This is a genomic window from Vagococcus sp. AM17-17 (genome assembly GCF_003471765.1).
GTDB lineage: Bacteria > Bacillota > Bacilli > Lactobacillales > Vagococcaceae > Vagococcus > Vagococcus teuberi.
In genome coordinates this window covers 267249-287887 of sequence record NZ_QRJY01000001.1, presented here as the reverse complement: position 1 = coordinate 287887, position 20639 = coordinate 267249, and the positions used below count along the sequence as shown (strand labels likewise).

General features: G+C 34.6%; 22 protein-coding genes. 21 read left to right on the top strand and 1 reads right to left on the bottom strand.

Annotated elements, in window-relative coordinates; all coding sequences use genetic code 11:
* Positions 1-82 precede the first annotated feature (82 nt).
* The 5 genes from DW196_RS01430 to DW196_RS01410 all read left to right on the top strand — a co-directional run bounded on the left by DW196_RS01430 (position 83) and on the right by DW196_RS01410 (position 3932).
* Positions 83-700 carry a PepSY domain-containing protein gene (locus DW196_RS01430; protein WP_158563492.1) on the top strand — a complete coding sequence of 206 codons (618 nt, stop codon included), beginning with the start codon at positions 83-85 and terminating at the stop codon, positions 698-700.
* Between the two features lie 516 nt (positions 701-1216).
* Positions 1217-2146: a manganese-dependent inorganic pyrophosphatase gene (locus tag DW196_RS01425; RefSeq protein ID WP_118249669.1), complete on the top strand. Its 930-nt coding sequence runs from the start codon at positions 1217-1219 to the stop codon at positions 2144-2146.
* 61 nt (positions 2147-2207) lie between these two features.
* Positions 2208-3167, top strand: a complete 960-nt coding sequence (locus DW196_RS01420) for a DUF1803 domain-containing protein (protein WP_118249668.1) — start codon at positions 2208-2210, stop codon at positions 3165-3167.
* Positions 3168-3223: 56 nt separating this feature from the next.
* The gene (locus DW196_RS01415; protein WP_071456804.1) at positions 3224-3562 is read left to right on the top strand and encodes a co-chaperone YbbN; all 339 of its coding nucleotides are present in this window, start codon (positions 3224-3226) and stop codon (positions 3560-3562) included.
* Between the two features lie 19 nt (positions 3563-3581).
* Positions 3582-3932: a hypothetical protein gene (locus tag DW196_RS01410; RefSeq protein WP_118249667.1), complete on the top strand. Its 351-nt coding sequence runs from the start codon at positions 3582-3584 to the stop codon at positions 3930-3932.
* A 197-nt stretch (positions 3933-4129) separates the two neighbouring features.
* Here the strand turns inward: DW196_RS01410 and DW196_RS11450 are convergent, their stop codons facing one another.
* Complete coding sequence (locus DW196_RS11450) at positions 4130-4285, bottom strand: hypothetical protein (protein WP_169817664.1); 156 nt, start codon at positions 4283-4285, stop codon at positions 4130-4132.
* Positions 4286-4527: 242 nt separating this feature from the next.
* On the opposite strand from DW196_RS11450, the gene DW196_RS01405 reads away from it, so the two are divergent.
* The 16 genes from DW196_RS01405 (at position 4528) to DW196_RS01330 (ending at position 20560) form a co-directional block, all read left to right on the top strand.
* The gene (locus tag DW196_RS01405; protein ID WP_118249666.1) at positions 4528-5217 is read left to right on the top strand and encodes a DUF969 domain-containing protein; all 690 of its coding nucleotides are present in this window, start codon (positions 4528-4530) and stop codon (positions 5215-5217) included.
* Positions 5217-6137, top strand: coding sequence for a DUF979 domain-containing protein (locus DW196_RS01400; protein WP_118249665.1), 921 nt, complete (start codon positions 5217-5219; stop codon positions 6135-6137). Before DW196_RS01405 ends, DW196_RS01400 begins: the two co-directional genes overlap by 1 nt.
* A gap of 20 nt (positions 6138-6157) precedes the next feature.
* The gene (gene pcp, locus DW196_RS01395) at positions 6158-6805 is read left to right on the top strand and encodes a pyroglutamyl-peptidase I (protein WP_118249664.1); all 648 of its coding nucleotides are present in this window, start codon (positions 6158-6160) and stop codon (positions 6803-6805) included.
* Between the two features lie 329 nt (positions 6806-7134).
* Positions 7135-7458, top strand: a complete 324-nt coding sequence (locus DW196_RS01390) for an SdpI family protein (protein WP_158563491.1) — start codon at positions 7135-7137, stop codon at positions 7456-7458.
* A complete protein-coding gene (locus DW196_RS01385; protein WP_071456810.1) occupies positions 7439-8161 on the top strand; it encodes a response regulator transcription factor in 723 nt (240 codons plus the stop codon). The genes DW196_RS01390 and DW196_RS01385 overlap by 20 nt, the downstream gene beginning before the upstream one ends.
* A gap of 6 nt (positions 8162-8167) precedes the next feature.
* Positions 8168-9604, top strand: a complete 1437-nt coding sequence (locus DW196_RS01380) for a HAMP domain-containing sensor histidine kinase (protein ID WP_118249662.1) — start codon at positions 8168-8170, stop codon at positions 9602-9604.
* Positions 9605-9730: 126 nt separating this feature from the next.
* On the top strand, positions 9731-10024 hold the full coding sequence (locus tag DW196_RS01375) for a UPF0223 family protein (protein ID WP_118249661.1): 294 nt from the start codon (positions 9731-9733) through the stop codon (positions 10022-10024).
* The gene (locus DW196_RS01370; RefSeq protein WP_118249660.1) at positions 10014-10781 is read left to right on the top strand and encodes an inositol monophosphatase family protein; all 768 of its coding nucleotides are present in this window, start codon (positions 10014-10016) and stop codon (positions 10779-10781) included. Before DW196_RS01375 ends, DW196_RS01370 begins: the two co-directional genes overlap by 11 nt.
* 126 nt (positions 10782-10907) lie before the next feature.
* The gene (gene typA / locus DW196_RS01365) at positions 10908-12752 is read left to right on the top strand and encodes a translational GTPase TypA (protein ID WP_071456813.1); all 1845 of its coding nucleotides are present in this window, start codon (positions 10908-10910) and stop codon (positions 12750-12752) included.
* Positions 12753-12884: 132 nt separating this feature from the next.
* The gene (locus DW196_RS01360) at positions 12885-13586 is read left to right on the top strand and encodes a tRNA (adenine(22)-N(1))-methyltransferase TrmK (RefSeq protein WP_118249659.1); all 702 of its coding nucleotides are present in this window, start codon (positions 12885-12887) and stop codon (positions 13584-13586) included.
* Positions 13583-14701, top strand: coding sequence for a Nif3-like dinuclear metal center hexameric protein (locus tag DW196_RS01355; protein ID WP_118249658.1), 1119 nt, complete (start codon positions 13583-13585; stop codon positions 14699-14701). Before DW196_RS01360 ends, DW196_RS01355 begins: the two co-directional genes overlap by 4 nt.
* Before the next feature lie 13 nt (positions 14702-14714).
* Positions 14715-15950 carry a peptidase T gene (gene pepT, locus DW196_RS01350; protein WP_118249657.1) on the top strand — a complete coding sequence of 412 codons (1236 nt, stop codon included), beginning with the start codon at positions 14715-14717 and terminating at the stop codon, positions 15948-15950.
* Between the two features lie 202 nt (positions 15951-16152).
* The gene (gene clpB, locus DW196_RS01345) at positions 16153-18750 is read left to right on the top strand and encodes an ATP-dependent chaperone ClpB (protein ID WP_118249656.1); all 2598 of its coding nucleotides are present in this window, start codon (positions 16153-16155) and stop codon (positions 18748-18750) included.
* 63 nt (positions 18751-18813) lie between these two features.
* Positions 18814-19416, top strand: coding sequence for a DUF5052 family protein (locus tag DW196_RS01340; RefSeq protein ID WP_071456818.1), 603 nt, complete (start codon positions 18814-18816; stop codon positions 19414-19416).
* Between the two features lie 260 nt (positions 19417-19676).
* The gene (locus DW196_RS01335; RefSeq protein WP_118249655.1) at positions 19677-20114 is read left to right on the top strand and encodes an OsmC family protein; all 438 of its coding nucleotides are present in this window, start codon (positions 19677-19679) and stop codon (positions 20112-20114) included.
* Between the two features lie 122 nt (positions 20115-20236).
* Complete coding sequence (locus tag DW196_RS01330) at positions 20237-20560, top strand: hypothetical protein (RefSeq protein ID WP_071456819.1); 324 nt, start codon at positions 20237-20239, stop codon at positions 20558-20560.
* Positions 20561-20639 lie beyond the last annotated feature (79 nt).

The window sequence follows — 20639 nt, the reverse complement described above, 5'->3', positions numbered from 1 at the left end:
ATCATCCTTAAGTAGGATTTTAATTTCATAAAACATCCTTTATAATGAAATTATGTTAAATAAAGAAAAGGAGAATTTAAAAATGAAAAAAATAATTTTATTAAGTGGGGCAGTATTATCACTAGGTTTTTTTGCAGGATGTTCATCACAAAATACAGATTCGGGTAAGACGATTAAGTCATCAAGCTCACAAGTTTCAGATTCAAGTAACGCAGTGAGTTCAACAATGAGTGAATCAAGTACAAGTGAAACAGTTTATAATGTGAGTTTATCAGAAGCGATAGAAACATATAAGGAAACTTATCCAAATGCTGATATCATATCAATTAGTTTAAATACTAGTTTTGGGCAAACAGTTTATGATATTGAAGGAATAGATGACAATAAAGAATATACAATAAAAATCAACACTGATACAAAAGAAGTGAAAAAAGAACGTGAAGAAAACTTAGACCGTGATGAGAGAAATGGAGTGAAACGAAAAGAGAACAGACTAGATTTAACTAACTTAAAAGATATGAAAGAAATATTTGACATTGCATTAAACGAAGCAGGTTCGGGTAAAATTGATGATTGGAAAATCAAAGAAGACATGGGTGTAACTTATTGGGAAGTGTCTATTAAAGATGGTATGACAAAAGAAATTGAGTATAAAATCAATGCTCAAACTGGTGAAATCATCGAAACAGACGTAGATTAAATAAAAAGGTAGATTAGTTTTTGGCTAATCTATCTTTTTTTACTACATTGTTTGATTACAATATTTCTTGGGACGTTTGCTTCTATTTCGCATACTTTTGCATACTGAGGATTATTGACAAATTTTTTGTGTTTTATAAAATTAACAACTGCTTCACCAACAAAGCCAGATCATACCCCTATTGAAATGGGAGATAGGTCGGAGTCGACTAGTAAGCTAAAAAATAGTAGGGAAATTCTTGCGATTAGTAATAATAGGCTAGATGTTTTTTTATGGTGTTTCTCTCCTTTGGTTATTCGTCATCATCTTCAAGTAAAAGATGTCTTCAATTGCTATATTAAAAAATTTTCCGATTTTTAAAGAAATGATGGTCTATCGCGAAATATCTAAAGCGTTAGCGATATCTTGTTTTGTCAAGCATACTTTACATTTTTGAATGATAAATTTTTGAATGCTCTTTTTTAAAATTATGATATAATGTTAAATGTATGACATTAACTGGAGGGATATATCACTATGACAAAGGTATTAATTTTTGGTCATCAAAATCCGGATACAGATGCGATTGCTTCTGCAATTTCATTTGCTCATCTACAAAATAAACTGGGTGTAAACGCCGAGGCAGTAGCTCTTGGAGAACCTAATGAAGAAACAGCTTATGCGTTAAATCACTTTAAAGTTGACGCGCCAAGAGTTGTTGAAAATTGTGCGAATGAAACAACACAAGTCATGTTAGTCGACCACAATGAAGCACAACAAAGTGTGAGCGATATTAAAGAGTTAGAAGTACTAGCAGTGGTAGATCATCACCGTATTGCAAACTTTGAAACAGCAAATCCATTGTACTATCGTGCAGAACCTGTAGGGTGTACAAATACAATTATCTTGAAAATCTTTAAAGAACATGGCATTGACATTCCAAAAGAGATTGCCGGAATGATGTTATCAGCTATTGTATCTGATTCATTACTATTCAAATCACCAACATGTACTGATGAAGATGTTAAAGCAGCAAAAGAATTAGCTGAAATTGCTGGGGTTGATATGGAAAGTTATGGCTTAGAAATGCTTAAAGCAGGAACAAACCTTTCGACTAAAACAGCAGTAGAATTAATCAATGCAGATGCTAAAACATTCCCAATGGCTGATAAGTCAGTTCGTATTGGTCAAGTAAACACAGTTGATGTGAATGACGTATTAGCTCGTCAATCAGAATTAGAAGAAGCGATGGCAAAAGAAAATGCTGATAACGGATTTGACTTATTTGTATTAGTGATTACAAATATTTTAGACAGTGATTCAGTGATTCTTGTTGTAGGAGAGCCTAAAGAAAAAATAGAAGCAGCATTTAATGTGACGCTTGAAAACAATACAGCAGAATTAGCTGGTGTTGTGTCACGTAAAAAACAAGTGGTACCACCATTAACAAACGCATTTAATGCATAAAACAACAAAGAGGAAAATCTCTGAGGAAACTTGGAGATTTTTCGATTAAGGGGGCTAGTGCATGTATAAGATGTTAACATTAGAAACAGAACCGGCCTTTAGACAATTAATGCAAGATGAAATGTATATAAGAGTTGCAAATTTCTTTATATCACAAAAATCTGACGTCACGCTAAGAGAGATAAAACGTAATCTTCCTGATCAGAAGAATATCGAGAGAAAAATGGAATCATGGATTGATATGGGGGTTGTCTCTCGTTGCAATGGTCGTTATCAACTAAATGGCGAAATCTTATCAAAGGATGAACAAAATCATATACAAAATATTTGTGACGAATCTTTCAATCATTATTTATCAGATTTGAAAAAAAGTATTTTCAGTCTAAATGTATCTATGAAAGACCAATCCTTTTACCTTACTCATGCTTTATTTAATCTGTTAAGCAAACAAATGGCAAAATTATCTTATATAGAAGACGTCGAAAGTTTAAACGACATAACTCATTTGCCATTCTATCTTCAAAAATTGTCCGGAATTAAAACGACATTTATGTCATACGAAAGTTTGAATGGGTTAGGCGAGTGTAAGAGTTTGTCTTCTTATTTTTTTGAACAACGTTATCATTTAAATACAGAGTCATCAAATTTTATAGAATTAAATAATAAAATAGGTGATGTTAACAAAGTTTATTTTATGACGTATATTGATCGGAAATTACGGCGTATTGATAAAGGGCGGCATGTATCGTCTACTTCACCGGATATCTTTTTAGAGGCGTTAGAGATTTTAAATTATCTAATGATTGAAAATGATAGCTATAGACTAAGTCTAACTGTTATTGAAAAGGATATTGAACAGATGGTGTTAGAGATATTGAAACCAGTTATCGATAGAATGAGACAACATTTAGCTAAAGAGTTTGGGGTTTATGAACTATTAGTTTGTCTGGATAACCTAAAGCGATATGAGTTGATGATTGAGTCGGACTCATTAACTGGATATTATCGTGTGAAAGCATAAAAGTTGGACATGGCTGTTTCTCTTTATATAATAATGATGAGAAAAGAGGGATAGAGATGTTCAAACAAGTAAAGGAATTGAATGAATTAAATGACTTAGTATCAAGTCAGGGATTGGTTTTGGTTTATTTTAGTCAACCCAATTGTAGTGTGTGTCATGGGTTGAAACCTCAAGTAGAAGCTAAATTAAAAGAATTTAGTGATGACATCGCATTTCTCGATGTGAATACTGAAGATATTCCAGAAGTGTCTGGAGAGTATCAAGTGATGACAGTTCCTGTAATTTTACTATTTTTAGATGGTAGAGAATATATGCGGAAAGCTCGGTTTGTTCCAATTGCAGAGTTGTATGCAGATGTTAAGAAAATTGTCACAGGGGTTAACAGTATGGCATGACCTTAAAAGGAGAGAATAAATGAAATTATTAAAACGAATTGTATCTATTTTAATTTTATTAGTTATTATTGGTGGGGTAGGCTACTACTTTTATACCGAACAAATTAAGGGAGGATCACCTGATATTGTTGCTAAAGACACAGGTAGCATTGATCTATCGAAAATAGAACAAACAGTTGAATCGAATACTGGTGAAGGGAAATATCAAGTGACATTTGATTCATGGGATGCTTTAGACGAGAAGGCTAAGGACGGTGTTTACAGTGTAGACGAGTATCCGAATACGTCGCTATATCTCGTGTCAGCAACTAAACAAGCAGATGGAAAAATCTTGGCCGTATTTGATGACGCACCTATTAAAGATAAATAAGTTAATTGGCAATGTTACATTTAAACATTGTCTTTTTTTTATGAATTTATAACTATACCATTGTTCCTAAATTGGATTCGATAGTGTGGTTCAGATAAAAACAAATCTGTTTACATTGTTGAATAAATGAAATAAGCAAGTATTCATCCGGCTATGAAATGAATACTTGCTTTAATAATTGGATTTGTCCAATGCTATTACTCCTTAATAAGTTGATTTAGTTTATTTTTAGCTTCTTCAATTGTTATGCCAGTAGCAAATATTTCGTCGTTTGTTGCATCGGATACAATGAAGATGTTATCGTCTGTATTTAATGTGACACGATATGAAATAGCATGTTGTTTATAAACCATAGTGTTTCCTCCTTTTCATAAAAATTGTGTGGATTACTTAAGTATCATACTCTAAATTTAACATATACCATTTTTGTAATCAACTGATTTAGCGTGAAGTTTATGAATAGTTTGTAAAAAAATTGTAAAATGTTGAATTAGGATGGAAATGTTTCTATTTTTAAAGTTTATTTTTAAAAAGTATTTACAAGATGTCGTTCGTTATCTATACTTTAAATTATCGATTTTTTAGGAGGGATTTTATGGAATGGATTAAACTAATCGGCATTTTGATTATTTTAGTCGGATTTATTTTTAAATTTGATACAATTGCTGTTGTTATTGTTGCGGCTTTATCGACAGCTTTGGTATCAGGTATGTCGTTTTATGAATTTTTCAGCATGTTGGGAGAGGCATTTGTTAACAATCGCTTGGTCACTATTTTTTTACTAACATTGCCTATGATTGGTTTGTCTGAACGCTTTGGATTGAGACAACAAGCAGTTATTTTAATCAAAAAAATCAAAGGCCTCACTCCTGGTAAATTCATTACATTGTATACGGCATTACGCGAATTGGCAGGATTGTTTGGTATTAGATTATCTGGTCACCCACAATTTGTGCGTCCAATTGTCAATCCAATGGCACAAGCATCTGCCGAACATGCATACGGCGATATATCAAAAGAGGATGAGGATAAAATCAAAGCAAAAGCAGCAGCAAGTGAAAACTTTGGGAATTTTTTCGCCCAAAATACATTTATTGCCTCAGCTGGTGTATTGCTAATCTATGGAACATTAAAGGATTTAGGTTATGAGGTGACAGATGCAAGTATTGCGCGTATGGCACTTTTAATTGCAGTGATTGCACTAGTATTATCCGCTATTTCAAACTGGTTATTTGATAAAAAATTAGCAAAAAAATATAATAAAATGAAAGGAGTAGACAAATAATGGCACAATATATTCCGGCAATTTTAGAATTCTTTTATATTTTGATCGGTCTACTTTCTATGATGACTGCTGTGCGTTGTTTCAGAGATGAAACCAATGACACGCGTATTGGAACGGGACTATTTTGGTTAATCCTTGGGGTTATTTTTGCGGCAGGAAAATTGATGCCTTATGTTGTATCAGGTGTATTATTAGCTCTTATTGGGATTTTAACATTATTCAAACAAGTAAAAATTGGGAAATTAGCTGAGATTAGTGAAGAAGAAGGTCAAAAATCAGCTGAAAGAATTGGCAGTTGGGTCTTTTTCCCATCAGTTTTATTAGCCATTATAGCAGTTGTGATTTCTTATACGCCACTTGGTGGACAAGTTGGAATTGGGATTGCTTCTATTGCAGCGTTGATTGTGGCAATGATTATAACCAAAGCACCGCCAAAAGTTGTGCTTGATGACACAGATCGCATGTTTCAATCGGTCGGAACAACGGGTATTTTACCACAATTATTAGCAGCACTTGGTGTGGTGTTTAATGCAGCTGGTGTAGGTGACGTGATTTCGCAAGCTATTTCAGGTGTTGTCCCAGAAGGAAATCGTTTGGCTGGTGTTATAGCATATTGTTTAGGTATGATGATATTTACCATGGTAATGGGAAATGCGTTTGCGGCGTTTACTGTGATTACAGCAGGTATTGGTGTGCCATTTGTGATGATGCAAGGAGGAGACCCTGTTGTGGCCGGAACACTTGCGATGACAGCTGGTTTTTGTGGGACACTCTTAACACCAATGGCCGCAAATTTTAACGCGTTACCTGTTGCGTTGCTTGAGATGGACGATACAAATGGTGTCATAAAAGCACAAGCCCCAATGGCGATTGCGATGATTATGATTCACATCATTTTGATGTATGTGTTAGCTTTTTAATAAAGAGAGGAAGATATTAGATGAAAATATTAGTAACAGGTTTTGATCCATTTGGTGGAGAATCAACTAACCCAGCTTTAGAAGCTGTTAAAAAATTACCAGAAACTATTTTAGATGCAGTTATTATAAAACTTGAAATACCCACTGTTTTTAACAAATCAGCAGAAGTAGTGAAAGAAGCAATGATAAAACATCAACCAGATGTTGTCGTAAATATTGGACAAGCAGGTGGCCGTTTTTCGGTGACACCAGAACGTGTTGCAATCAATGTTGATGATGCACGCATTCCAGATAATGAAGGCAATCAACCAATTGATGAAGTCATTCAACCAACAGGTCAGGCAGCTTACTTTACCCAACTACCTGTGAAAGCCATGGTTCAAAGAATGAAAGATGCTGGATTTCCTGGTTCGGTATCCAATACAGCAGGTACATTTGTATGTAACCATATCATGTACCAAGTTCAGTACTTAATTGATACACAATTTCCTAATGTTAAAGCAGGGTTTATCCATGTTCCTTTTATTACGCCGCAAGTGGTTGATAAACCAAATCAACCAAGTATGAGTTTAGATGATATTGTGCAATCTTTAGAAAAAGCATTAGAAGCTATCGTGTTGTTTAACAATAAAGAAGATATTCGAACAATTGGTGGAGAAACACATTAATCGTAGAACTAGCAGAATGGGAAGAAAACGTGAAGGACATTTGCGTTCATCTTCCTATTTTTTATGATTTAAACTTAGAATAAGAAAGAAAATAAACGAAAATATGAAGAATAAATAGAAAGTTAAATATTTATTTAAAAGAAGCCAGTTGTGATTGAAATAATTAAAAGATTTTTGTAAAGTTATTTAGGTGCTTATTTAATAATTATGTCCATTTTAGTTTCATATATGTTCTAAAAAGAGTATACTATTAGAAGGAATGTAAGGTAGGTGTTAGTTTGATATTTAGTTTTGTTGGAATGATTATGACAATCTTAGGTGTTATTTATTTGATTTTTCCTTCGAAAAAGCGCGAAAATAAATACGGGTACCGCACACAAAGAGCAAGATACACAGATGCCTCGTTTAAGTATGCTCAAAAAGTGGCTGCCAAAATGTTACTCTTAATAGGATTAGGCACTTGGGTGATAGGGCTTATTTTAAAGAGTAATGGAGTATCACAATTCTTTATGTTAGAAATATTTTTGATAGCAATACCTATTATTAGCGTATTCTATCAGATTGAACGTCGTCTTGAGATATTCAATGATGACTTCGACCGCAAGATTGGTAAAAATGAAATGGGGGATACACATGAAGTTATTAATGATTGAAGACAACGAGTCTGTCTCAGAAATGATGAAAATGTTCTTTTTGAATGAGGAGTGGGATGTCACCTTCAAGTATGATGGAAAAGAAGGATTAGATACATTTCTTGAGGATCCATCATCATGGGATATGATTACACTGGATTTAAATTTACCAACAATGGATGGGGTGACTGTCTGTCGTGAAATTAGAAAAGAATCTTCTAGTGTACCGATTATTATGTTAACGGCTAGGGATTCTGAAAGTGATCAAGTTATTGGTCTTGAGATGGGCGCTGATGATTATGTGACTAAACCGTTTAGTCCAATTACTTTAATCGCTCGAATTAAGGCGTTACATCGTCGTTCACAAATAAAAGAAGGTAGCGATAGTACTGCTAATGGTAGCAGTGAAGACTTCGATGTTAAAACAGAGCATTTTAAAATTAATGTTAATACCCGTGAAGCTTATTTTGACGATCAAATTGTTGGTGGCTTAACGCCTAAAGAGTTTGATTTATTATTAACTTTAGCTAAAAAACCAAGACAAGTATTTTCACGTGAAAAATTATTGGAATTAGTTTGGGATTACCAATATTTTGGTGACGAACGTACAGTTGACGCACACATTAAAAAATTAAGACAAAAAATTGAAAAAGTTGGGCCACAAGCGATTCAAACAGTTTGGGGAGTTGGATATAAATTTGATGATTCAGGTATTAAAGTGTAGATAACGATGAAATATCTACTTCAGCAGATGCTGGCTTTTGTCGTCATAATTTTGACAGTATTAATCATTTTCGGTATTTCGTTTCGCTCGTATACAAAGCGAACTGTGACAGAGACCTCTTATGCTCAGCTAAAGGGGTACTCTGATACCGTTATTGATAATATCAAACAACAAAATTGGACGCTTCAGCAATCATTAGACACTTCTCAATCTGTTTTGAAAAAACAAAAAGTGGCATTTACTGTCTTGAATCCAGACTTAACAGTGAGTTATCCTATTGAGTTTGAGGGGCAAAGTGGCTCAAGTTATGTAACAAAGAGTGAATTGGAATCGTTAAGAAATGGTAACACGATCAAAAAAACAGTGAAAGACACAAAACTTTCTGTAGGTAGTCAACCAACCTCACTGTTTATCCAACCGATTTTCTCTTCACCTGACTTGCAGTTTATTGGATTGATTCTTGTATCCAGACCTGATAGCAGCATAGATGCCAGTTTAAAATCACTAACCAACGATTTATTTAAAGGATTTTTAATCGCAACCATTATCGCTATTTGGTTAAGTTATTTTTTAGCGAAATTTCAAGTAAAACGAATCGATCGTATGAAACAAGCAACCAACCAATTAGCTAATGGAAATTATGATGTGCAAATCAAGGTAAAAGATAAAGGTGATGAGTTGGATGAATTAGCATCTGACTTTAATTTACTGGCCATTGCGCTAAGAGAATCACAGGAAGAAATCGAGCGTCAAGAAGAGCGAAGACGTAATTTTATGGCAGATGTTGCTCATGAAATGCGTACGCCATTGACAACGATAAATGGCTTATTAGAAGGTATAGCTTATGGTGCTATTCCGAAAGATCAAGAAGAAAAATGTATCACATTAATGCAAAATGAAACAAAACGATTGATTCGGTTAGTTAATGAAAATCTTGACTATGAAAAAATTCGAACCAATCAGATAAAGATGATTATCCAGAAATTTAATGCCACAGAAGTGCTTGAGTTGATTGTTGAACAGCTTAAAGGTAAGGCGACCGACAAAAATGATAAACTTATTTTAGAGACAGTTGAACCGATTGATGTATACGCTGATTATGACCGCTTCGTGCAGGTAGTGGTGAATATCACAACAAATGCGATCCAATTTACCGAAGATGGTGAAATTAAATTAGGTCTTGAACGTCTTGATGATGCGACTGTTGTCACGATTTCTGACAATGGTATTGGAATGGATAAAGAACAGCAAAAAAATATGTGGGATCGCTACTATAAAGCTGACCCATCACGCAAAAACACAAAATACGGTGAATCAGGACTAGGTCTATCGATTGTTGACCAATTAGTCAAGCTTCATAAAGGAACCATCCAAGTATCTAGTGAGCCTGGTGTAGGGACAACTTTTAAAGTAACATTTCCAGATCATGAGTTACCAAAATAAAAATAAAGCCAAGAAAGATGTTTGTTTAAGTCTTTTTTGGCTTTTGTTCGTTTTTACTATCTCTTTACTTGTTTTTTTGATACACTTTTAACTAGACAAGATATTATAAAAAGAACAGGTGAGTATGTGAAAGAAAACTTTACGTATCCAATGAATCCAGATTGGACGACAGATGAATTGATAAAAGTAATGGGGATTTGGCAAGCAGTTGAGAAGGCCTACGAATCAAAAATAGACGTGGATGAATTTTTTGATACCTATAAAGAATTTAAATCAGTGGTAAAAAGTATCGGAGAAGAACGTCAATTAGGGCGAGACTTTGAGGACGTTAGCGGGTATTCGTTATACCGGGTTGTAACTGTCGCAAAGAAAAAGCAAACAGGAATCATCAAAAGAAAGGACCTAGTCAATGGAAAATAGAGAATTAATGCAGCAAGTTAAGGGATGGGTTGAAGAAGCTGGTGAATACATAAAAACTGAATTAAAACAAGTTGTTAAAGTGGAACAAAAATCAAATCGCAGCGACCTAGTTACTAATGTCGATAAAGGTACCGAAGCCTTTTTAGTAAATAAAATCAATGAAACTTATCCAGATGACTTGATTATTGGAGAAGAAGGAACAGGAAGAGATGTGTCGACAACTGATGGACGTATTTGGATTATCGATCCAATCGATGGCACGTTGAATTTCGTAAAACAACAAGAAAATTTTTGTATTATGGTTGGGATTTTTGAAAATGGTAAACCACTTCTTGGGTTTATTTATGATGTGATGAAAAATGAATTTGCTTATGGTGGACTAGAAACCGGCGTTTATCTAAATGGAACAAAATTAGATAAACCAGAAGATTTATCTTTGGCAGATGGCTTGATAGGATGTAATGTTGGCATGTATTCGGAGAACTACAAGCACAGTAAAGAGATTGCTTCAGCAGCTATTGGTGTTAGAATGTTAGGTTGTGCCGGATTAGACTTTTTAAGTGTCATTCGTGGCAAACAAAATGGCTATATATCAAACTTAGCTCCTTGGGATTTTGCAGCTGGTACAGTTTTAGCTGAGGCATTAGGATTTGTTTGTCGGAAATACCCAGATTCTGATTATGATATTTTAGGCGATCGCCAGTATTTTGTTGTTGCCACACCACAAACATTTAATGATATGCAAAAATTTTTTTAAAAATAAGTGAAAAATGAAAAACTTTCACTTTTTTTCATGTAATTTTTTTGTTATACTGAATAGTCGGTTAATTTAAGCGAGGATTAATCGCTTATGTTTTTTAAACAGTAAGGAGAGTATATAATAGTGAAATTAAGAGAAGATATTCGTAATGTGGCCATTATCGCCCACGTTGACCATGGTAAAACAACTTTGGTAGACGAGTTGTTAAAACAATCTAATACATTGGAAGGCCATACACAGTTGCAAGAACGTGCAATGGACTCTGGTGATATTGAAAAAGAACGTGGTATTACGATTTTAGCTAAAAATACAGCCATCAACTATGCTGGAAAACACATCAACATCTTAGATACACCAGGACATGCGGACTTTGGTGGAGAAGTTGAACGTATTATGAAAATGGTAGATGGTGTTGTACTTGTTGTCGATGCTTATGAAGGAACAATGCCTCAAACACGTTTCGTGTTGAAAAAAGCGTTAGAGCAAAAATTAACACCAATCGTGGTTGTAAACAAAATTGATAAACCAACTGCTCGTCCAGCTGAAGTAGTGGATGAAGTGTTAGAATTATTCATCGAGCTTGGTGCCGATGATGACCAATTAGAATTCCCAGTTGTTTACGCTGCAGCTGTAAACGGAACATCAAGTTTATCTGATGATCCAGCTGATCAAGAACACACAATGAATCACGTACTTGACTCAATTATCGAGCATATTCCAGCTCCAGTTGATAATAGTGATGAGCCATTACAATTCCAAGTATCGTTACTTGATTACAACGATTATGTTGGACGTATTGGGATTGGTCGTGTATTCCGTGGAACAATCAAAGTTGGGGACCAAGTTGCCTTAATGAAATTAGATGGTTCTGTTAAAAAATTCCGTGTCACTAAATTATTAGGTTTCTTAGGCCTAACTCGTGTGGAAATCAATGAAGCTAAAGCGGGAGATTTAATTGCGGTTTCAGGTATGGAAGATATCTTCGTTGGAGAAACTGTTACACCCGTTGACAACCAAGATGCGTTACCAATCTTACACATTGATGAGCCAACATTACAAATGACTTTCTTAGTAAACAACTCTCCATTTGCAGGTCGCGAAGGTAAATACGTGACTGCTCGTAAAATCGAAGAACGTCTACAAAACCAATTACAAACAGATGTGTCTCTAAAAGTTGAAGAAACTGAATCGCCAGATAAATGGATCGTTTCTGGACGTGGAGAATTGCATTTATCTATCTTAATAGAAAACATGCGTCGTGAAGGATACGAGCTACAAGTATCTCGTCCAAGCGTTATTTATCGTGACGTTGATGGCGTATTATGTGAGCCATTTGAACGTGTGCAAATTGACACACCTGAAGAATACATGGGTGGGGTTATTGAGTCATTAGGTCAACGTAAAGCAGAAATGCAAGATATGATCAACTCAGGTAATGGTCAAGTCCGCTTAATCTTCTTAGCTCCAGCTCGTGGATTAATTGGTTACTCAACTGAATTTATGTCATTAACTCGTGGATATGGTATCATGAACCACACGTTTGATTCATACTTACCAGTTATTTCTGGTTTAGTAAGTGGTCGTCGTAACGGTGCATTAGTATCTATCGACCAAGGTAAAGCAACAACTTACTCTATCATGAGTATTGAAGAACGTGGTACTGTCTTTGTTGAGCCAGGTACAGAAGTATACGAAGGAATGATCGTAGGTCAAAACTCTCGTGAAAATGACTTAGGTGTTAACATCACGAAAGCAAAACAAATGACTAACGTGCGTTCTGCAACAAAAGACCAAACATCAGTTATTAAAAAACCAAAAATCTTAACATTAGAAGAATCATTACAATTCTTAAATGACGATGAATACTGTGAAGTAACACCAGAAAGCATTCGTTTAAGAAAACAAATCTTAAACAAAGCTGAACGTGAAAAAGCAGCGAAACGTAAAAAACAAGCAGACAATGCTTAATTAAATTGAAAAGACTGGCAAGTTTACTTGTCGGTCTTTTTTTATAAATAACACAAATCATACAGTTAATATTATTTAAAAAAATACGATTAGTGTTATAATAAGATTAATGACAAAAAGTGAGGCGAATATATGGATTATCAACAATTATCAAACCGTTTGGAAGCAGTAGCGAAGTTAGTACCACAGGGTAGTTTTTTAGCTGATATCGGCTCTGACCATGCTTATTTGCCTGCTCATTTAATATTAAATAATCAGATTACAGGAGCTATTGCCGGAGAAGTCGTCAAAGGTCCATATGAATCTGCTGAAAAATTAGTCAATGATTTATTACTGACAGATAAAATAGATGTTAGATTAGGAGATGGCTTGGAAGTCATCAAACCTCATGATAACGTGAGTGCTATCACGATTTGTGGGATGGGAGGCACATTAATTCGAGATATTTTAGAACGAGGTAAAAACAAAAAATGTTTAACCCGCAAAGAATTATTAATCTTACAACCAAACGTTGGCTCTCATGTCCTAAGACATTGGTTAGTTGAAAATCATTACATCATTCAAGATGAAAAAATATTGAGTGAGAATGATAAAACATACGAAATTATGGTCGCTGAAGCATCTGATAGAAAAGTAGAGCTAACTGAATCAGAAGAATTATTTGGTCCATTTTTAATGAAAGAGTCATCAGATATCTTTAAGAAAAAATGGCAATTTGAACTAGAACAATATGAACGTGTGAAAAAACAACTATCTCAATCTAAAACAAATCAAGACGAGAAAATCGCGCAAATCAATCATCAATGTGATTTAATCAAGGAGGTACTGTCATGAAAATAACAGGAGCTGAATTTATTAAACAATTTGAATCAGTCGTACCATTAGATCTAGCTGAAGATAGCGATCCAGTTGGCTTGCATATTGGTACACTGAATAAACCGATTAACCGTGTGATGATGACATTAGACGTGAGACCAGATGTGGTGCAAGAAGCAATTGATAAAAAGATAGATTTAATCGTTGCCAAACATCCACCGATTTTTCGCCCAGTGAAGCATTTGTTGGTCGATGATTTTCAAACCAAAATGTATGCTGATTTATTAAAGCATGACATTGCAGTGTACGCAGCACATACTAACATGGATATTGTCGACAATGGGTTGAATGATTTATTTTGTGAGATGTTAGATATTGACGCGACGGATTATTTACGTCAAACTCACGAATATTTTTACCGCAAGTTAGTAGTTTATGTTCCGACAACTCATGCAGAGTCACTACGAGAAGCATTTGGTGGTGCAGGCATTGGTGCTTATCATGATTATGATTACACAAGTTTTTCTTCTCATGGAACAGGTCGTTTCCGTCCACTTGAAAAGGCGCAACCGGCAATTGGTGGGAATAACGAGCTGACAAGTGTTGAAGAAGAAAAAATTGAAGTGATGTTTTTACCCCAAGAGTACCCAACAGTGCTGTCAATTATTAATGAGTATCACCCATATGAAGAACCGATGTTTGATATTTTCCCACTAGAAAATATATCGAAAACATATGGAATCGGTCGTATTGGTACTCTACCACAACCAATGCCTTTGCTTGATTTTGTTGAAAAAGTTAAACAGACATTTGATTTAAATGCTATTCGTTTAACGACTGATACAAAAGATAAACAAGTAAAAACAGTGGCTATTTGTGGTGGTAGTGGTGAGAAGTTTTATAAAGACGCCCTTAAAAAAGGGGCAGATGTTTATATTACCGGAGATGTGTATTACCATACAGCTCACGATATGATGGAAGAAGGGTTATCAGTGATTGACCCAGGACATTATATTGAGTCAGTATGTAAAAAATACTATGTTGATTTATTTAATCAATGGAAACAACAAAATGATTGGGATGTCACGTTCATCGAAAGTGACGTGAATACTAATCCATTTGAAATAATATAAGGGAGTGTCAATTATGTATACAAATTTAGTACCAAGATTTATCAAGTATGTTAAGACAGAAACAAGATCGGACGCAACAAGCAAGACAACACCATCAACACCAACTCAAATTGCATTTGCCAAAGAGTTGAAAAAAGAATTAGAAGAGATTGGTATGTCAGATGTATTCCATAACGAAGAAAACGGGTTTGTGATTGCGACATTACCAAGCAATACAGACAAAGACGTGCGTAGCATTGGATTTATTGCACATATGGACACAGCTGATTTTAATGCAGTTGGTGTGAACCCACAATTTGTAGAAAATTATGATGGTCAAAGTGATATTCCTTTAGATAAAGAAGGCAAATTTAAGTTAACCGTTAAAGATTTCCCTAACTTAGCTAACTACAAAGGTCAAACATTGATTACAACGGATGGTTCAACTCTTTTAGGAGCAGATGATAAATCAGGTATTGCTGAAATTATGACTGCGATGGAATATTTAGTGAATCATCCAGAAATTAAACATGGTAAAATCATGGTAGCGTTTGGTCCAGACGAAGAAATCGGTGTTGGAGCGGATAAATTTAATGTCGAAGAATTCCCAGTAGACTTTGCTTATACGATGGATGGTGGACCAGTTGGTGAATTACAATTTGAAACATTTAGTGCTGCTCAAGCAGAAATTTCAATTGAAGGTAAAAACGTTCACCCAGGTACAGCGAAAAATACCATGATTAATGCCTTGCAAGTAGCCATTGACTTACATAATAAATTACCACAAGATGAAGTTCCTGAAAAAACAGATGGATATGAAGGATTCTTCCATTTATTACAATTAGATGGTGTGCCTGATGAAGCAACGATGACTTACATTATTCGCGATCATGACCGTGAAAAATTTGAAGCACGTAAATCACTACTTGAATCCATCGTAAAAGAATTTAACGACAACTTTGGTCAAGAACGTGTGTCATTAAACTTATTTGACCAATACTACAACATGCGTGAAGTTATCGAAAAAGATATGAGTATCATTGATTTAGTAGACGAAGCAATGCGTAATTTAGACATTGAACCAAATAAAGCACCCGTACGCGGTGGAACAGACGGTTCTAAAATTTCTTACATGGGATTACCTACACCAAATATTTTTGCTGGTGGGGAAAACATGCATGGACGTTTTGAATATGTGGCAGTTGAAAGCATGGAAAAAGCGACTAGCTTAATCGTAGAAATTGTTAAACTTAATGAAGAAAAATCGTAAATAGTTTGAAGACTCGGTGATAATCGAGTCTTTTTTATGTCTTTCGATGAAAACTGTCGTTTTAAAGACCTAAAAAGTGTGGTTTTAATCACTTATATATATTAGAATAAACTTATCAGTTTGATGTCGAGTCTTTTTATTTGACCTATTTTGACCTATGATGTAAAATATATTTTGTAGTTAAGAATAAGGGGGTAATGATATGAATATAGAAAAAATGACTACGACATTGCAACAAGCAATCGCAGAAGCGCAACAAGTTGCAATCACTCGAAAAAATCAAGAGATTGATATTGTCCACTTATGGAAAATATTCTTACAACCCAATCATTTTGCTAGAAACTTATATGCCGGTATTGGTTTAGATGTTGATGCATTTGAAAGAGAAGTCGATAATGAATTAGATAAATTACCAACCGTTAGTGGAAATGTCCAATATGGACAAAACTTAAGTCAAAACTTGTTTCACTTATTGCAAGAAGCAGATAAAATTAGAGAATCATTTAATGACGACTATTTGTCAACTGAAGTAGTGGTTTTAGCCTTAATGAAACTTAAAAACTTTAGTTTAACCCGTTTCTTAATGGCACAAAAAGTGACCGAAGCTGAACTAACTGAACGTATTAAAGATTTGAGAGGAGGAGAACGTGTGACTAGTCAAAATCAAGAAGAACAATATGAAGCACTAGAAAAATACGGAACAAACCTTAATGAAGCAGTAAAATCTGGAAAACAAGATCCAATCATTGGACGTGACGAAGAAATTCGTGATGTGATTCGTATTTTATCACGTAAAACAAAAAATAATCCTGTTTTAATCGGTGAACCTGGTGTTGGTAAAACAGCCATCATCGAAGGATTGGCACAACGTATCGTGAAAAAAGACGTTCCTGAAAACTTAAAAAATAAAACCATCATCTCATTAGATATGGGATCATTGATTGCTGGGGCGAAATTCAGAGGTGAATTTGAAGAGCGTCTAAAAGCAGTCTTAAAAGAAGTCAAAAATAGCGATGGCGAGATTATTTTGTTCATCGATGAAATTCATACAATAGTAGGTGCGGGTAAAACAGAAGGTAGTATGGATGCCGGAAACTTACTTAAACCAATGCTTGCTCGTGGTGAGTTGCATTGTATTGGGGCAACAACACTTGATGAATACCGTGAATACATGGAAACAGATAAAGCCTTAGAAAGACGTTTCCAAAAAGTATTAGTTAAAGAACCAACTGTAGAAGACACTATTAGTATTCTACGTGGGTTGAAAGAACGTTTTGAAATTCATCATGGGGTAAACATTCATGATAATGCGTTAGTCGCTGCAAGTACGTTGTCTAACCGCTACATCACTGATCGTTACTTACCTGATAAAGCGATTGACTTAGTCGATGAAGCGTGTGCGACTATTCGTGTGGAAATGAATTCAATGCCAACTGAATTAGACCAAGTAACCAGACGTTTAATGCAATTAGAAATTGAAGAAGCGGCTCTTAAAAAAGAAGATGACGACGCAAGTAAAAAACGTTTAGACATTCTTCAAGGTGAGTTGGCTGAATTAAGAGAAGAAGCCAATACACTAAAAATGCAATGGGAAACTGAAAAAGAAGAATTAAATAAAATAAATGAAAAACGTTCTGAGTTAGATCAAGCCAGAACACAACTTGAAAATGCAGAAAGCAACTATGATTTAGAAGAAGCTGCTGTATTACGTCATGGAACAATTCCAAAACTTGAAAAAGAGTTAAAAGAATTAGAAGAAAAAGAAAAACATGACGGCCGTATGGTACAAGAAGTGGTAACTGAAAAAGAAATCGCAGTTGTTGTGGGTCGCTTAACTGGTATTCCAGTGAAACGACTTGAAGAAGGCGAAAGAGAAAAAATCTTACGCTTAAACGAAACACTCCATAAACGTGTGATTGGTCAAGATGAGGCAGTCGATGCAGTATCTGATGCGGTGATTCGGTCTCGTGCCGGATTGCAAGACCCTAATCGTCCACTTGGTTCATTCTTATTCTTAGGACCTACCGGTGTGGGTAAAACAGAGTTAGCGAAATCATTAGCTGAAAACTTGTTTGACTCTGAAGACCATATGGTGCGTTTGGATATGAGTGAATACATGGAAAAACATAGCGTGTCTCGTTTAGTCGGAGCTCCTCCTGGCTATGTTGGTTACGAAGAAGGTGGCCAATTAACAGAGGCAGTAAGAAGAAGTCCCTACACCATTGTTTTACTTGATGAAATTGAAAAAGCTCATCTAGATGTGTTTAACATTTTACTTCAAGTGTTAGATGATGGCCGTTTGACTGACTCTAAAGGTCGTGTCGTTGACTTTAAAAACACTGTGTTAATCATGACAAGTAATATTGGGTCTCAACTATTGCTTGATGGCGTAGATGAAGAGGGGAACGTATCTGAGAGTGCTAAAGAAGGGGTTCTTGACATGTTACGTGGTCACTTCAAACCAGAATTCCTAAACCGTATTGATGATACTATCTTGTTTAGTCCGCTTACTCTAGACAATGTGAAAGATATCATCGTGAAAATGACTGAAAGCTTAACAAGACGTTTAGCTCATCAAGATATCAAATTAACAATCTCTGAGGATGCGAAAACTTGGATTGCTGAACAAGCATACGATCCAATTTACGGTGCTCGTCCAATCAAACGTTTCTTAACGAAAGAAGTGGAAACACCTCTTGCTAAAGAAATTGTGGCTGGAAAAATCGGTCCTAAAACAGACGTCATGATTGAAGTAGTAGATGGTAAATTATCATTTACTGCATTACAAACCGAAGAGTAGTATAATAAAAAGCAAAGATGTTACATCATCTTTGCTTTTTTTTAGTAAGGAGAGGAGCTAATCATGAAACATAAAAAACAATTATTAGTAGTGGGATTATTAAGTATAACAGTGATTATGTTATCAGGTTGCCAAGATATTATGAATTCTTTTAAGCAGTTTGAACAAAGTTTTAAAGGCTTAGAGATGACTGTTAGAACGTATGATGAACAAAGCCAAGTGATGGATAAAGTTCAAGGAAAATCTGTCAAAATTGAACGGGATAATACCTTCGATACAGATGAAGACAGTAAAGACTCTAGTGTCATTCAAATTACTGTCGGTAAAAATGAAATGCATCATGTTGGCTCATCAATGATTATTGAGGAAAAAGGACTAACCAACGTTTTTGATGAATATGCTGACAAAGTAGATATCAACAATACTAAAAGAAGTGTGCCAATGATTAACTCAATGGTGAATGATTTTAGTAATTCGTTTAAAGGAAAAGACAAAGTGATTTTGATAAGAAGTCAAAATGGAACCCCGCTAGCAACTTATGCTGGAAATAAAGTATCAATGTATTCAACGGATGTGCCAAAAAGTACGGGGATTTTAATTGATGGAAAATATTTGTTTATTTACCGATGTGATTACACGATTTATGATAAAGCATTAGTTGATTAATCTTTAATATTGAAAAGAAGCGATTATTATGGCTTCTTTTTTTAGTTAATCTGATAGGTTTCATTGTATGTATAAAGCAATCATATTGATTTTTTATGTTATTTTCCAATTATATTACTCTTTTAAAGTAATGATGAGTGAAATAATAGGATTGAGAGCGTTTTTAAATGATAGGATTTTAGTAAAATAATGTCATTTGAGTTAAAAAATACTTATTTTGTGATACCATGAGAGGTATATTAGATTAGGAGAAAGTTAGTATGACAGTTCGAACATTTAAAACAGTAGCAGAGAATACTCAAGGAGTACAAGTTTCCGTAAAATCAAGAGGTTTTGAATTTATATTAGATGAACCTAAAAATCTAGGCGGAAATGATACTGGAATGAATCCAGTGGAAGCGTTATTAGGTGCATTAGGGGCTTGTAAGGTCATTGTAGCTAAAAGCTTTGCCGCTTTTCATAAAATTAATCTTAAATCTATTCGAGTTGAAGTAGAAGGGGAGCTAGATACTGACGGATTTTCTGGTAAAAATCCAAATGCTAAAGTTGGTTTTTCAAAAATTGTATCAACCTTCTACATTGATGCAGACAACACAGACGAAGAAATTGCTGATTACGTGCGTTTTATCAACGAAACATGTCCAGTAGCCGATACAATTGAAAACACTCCTGAAATGGAATCGTATATTATTAAATAATGTTTTCACTAGACTAGTCCTTAGGGCTAGTTTTTTGTTGTTTGGTAGTTAAATAAGATTAACAAAAGCCATTTAGTTTGGTATAATGCGTATTGTGCTATGTAGAAGGGAGGAGTGAATTAATGGCAAATAATCAGTCAAACAATAAATATCGCTTATTATTAAAAGGGTTTTTGGTTGTTTATGTGATTGAATTAATTTGGTTTTTATATTCTCAAATTATTAAACCACTAATGAATGGAAATACTTTAAATATGGGCTCAGTTGAGCTAGCTATTTTATTGGTAGTTGCTCTTATTGTTGTATTAATCTTTTATATGTTGAAAAAATCGCATAAAGTTAGCGGTATTGTGTTATCTATTTTTGGTGTTAGTTTAATTCTTTTTGGTATTCTTGCCCCACTGTTAGATGTGTATATACCATTTCTATGGCATTTATTCCACTAAATAAACAATGAAAGTACAAAGTGAAGACTTTGTACTTTTTATTTATTTAACGTTAAATTAGTGTTTTATCACTAGAGGT

Coding starts and splice junctions, on each gene's coding strand:
- DW196_RS01430 (WP_158563492.1), top strand. CDS start 83: ATGAAAAAAATAATTTTATTAAGTGGGGCAGTATTATCACTAGGTTTT.
- DW196_RS01425 (WP_118249669.1), top strand. CDS start 1,217: ATGACAAAGGTATTAATTTTTGGTCATCAAAATCCGGATACAGATGCG.
- DW196_RS01420 (WP_118249668.1), top strand. CDS start 2,208: ATGTATAAGATGTTAACATTAGAAACAGAACCGGCCTTTAGACAATTA.
- DW196_RS01415 (WP_071456804.1), top strand. CDS start 3,224: ATGTTCAAACAAGTAAAGGAATTGAATGAATTAAATGACTTAGTATCA.
- DW196_RS01410 (WP_118249667.1), top strand. CDS start 3,582: ATGAAATTATTAAAACGAATTGTATCTATTTTAATTTTATTAGTTATT.
- DW196_RS11450 (WP_169817664.1), bottom strand. CDS start 4,285: ATGGTTTATAAACAACATGCTATTTCATATCGTGTCACATTAAATACA.
- DW196_RS01405 (WP_118249666.1), top strand. CDS start 4,528: ATGGAATGGATTAAACTAATCGGCATTTTGATTATTTTAGTCGGATTT.
- DW196_RS01400 (WP_118249665.1), top strand. CDS start 5,217: ATGGCACAATATATTCCGGCAATTTTAGAATTCTTTTATATTTTGATC.
- pcp (WP_118249664.1), top strand. CDS start 6,158: ATGAAAATATTAGTAACAGGTTTTGATCCATTTGGTGGAGAATCAACT.
- DW196_RS01385 (WP_071456810.1), top strand. CDS start 7,439: ATGAAGTTATTAATGATTGAAGACAACGAGTCTGTCTCAGAAATGATG.
- DW196_RS01380 (WP_118249662.1), top strand. CDS start 8,168: ATGAAATATCTACTTCAGCAGATGCTGGCTTTTGTCGTCATAATTTTG.
- DW196_RS01370 (WP_118249660.1), top strand. CDS start 10,014: ATGGAAAATAGAGAATTAATGCAGCAAGTTAAGGGATGGGTTGAAGAA.
- DW196_RS01360 (WP_118249659.1), top strand. CDS start 12,885: ATGGATTATCAACAATTATCAAACCGTTTGGAAGCAGTAGCGAAGTTA.
- DW196_RS01355 (WP_118249658.1), top strand. CDS start 13,583: ATGAAAATAACAGGAGCTGAATTTATTAAACAATTTGAATCAGTCGTA.
- pepT (WP_118249657.1), top strand. CDS start 14,715: ATGTATACAAATTTAGTACCAAGATTTATCAAGTATGTTAAGACAGAA.
- clpB (WP_118249656.1), top strand. CDS start 16,153: ATGAATATAGAAAAAATGACTACGACATTGCAACAAGCAATCGCAGAA.
- DW196_RS01340 (WP_071456818.1), top strand. CDS start 18,814: ATGAAACATAAAAAACAATTATTAGTAGTGGGATTATTAAGTATAACA.
- DW196_RS01335 (WP_118249655.1), top strand. CDS start 19,677: ATGACAGTTCGAACATTTAAAACAGTAGCAGAGAATACTCAAGGAGTA.
- DW196_RS01330 (WP_071456819.1), top strand. CDS start 20,237: ATGGCAAATAATCAGTCAAACAATAAATATCGCTTATTATTAAAAGGG.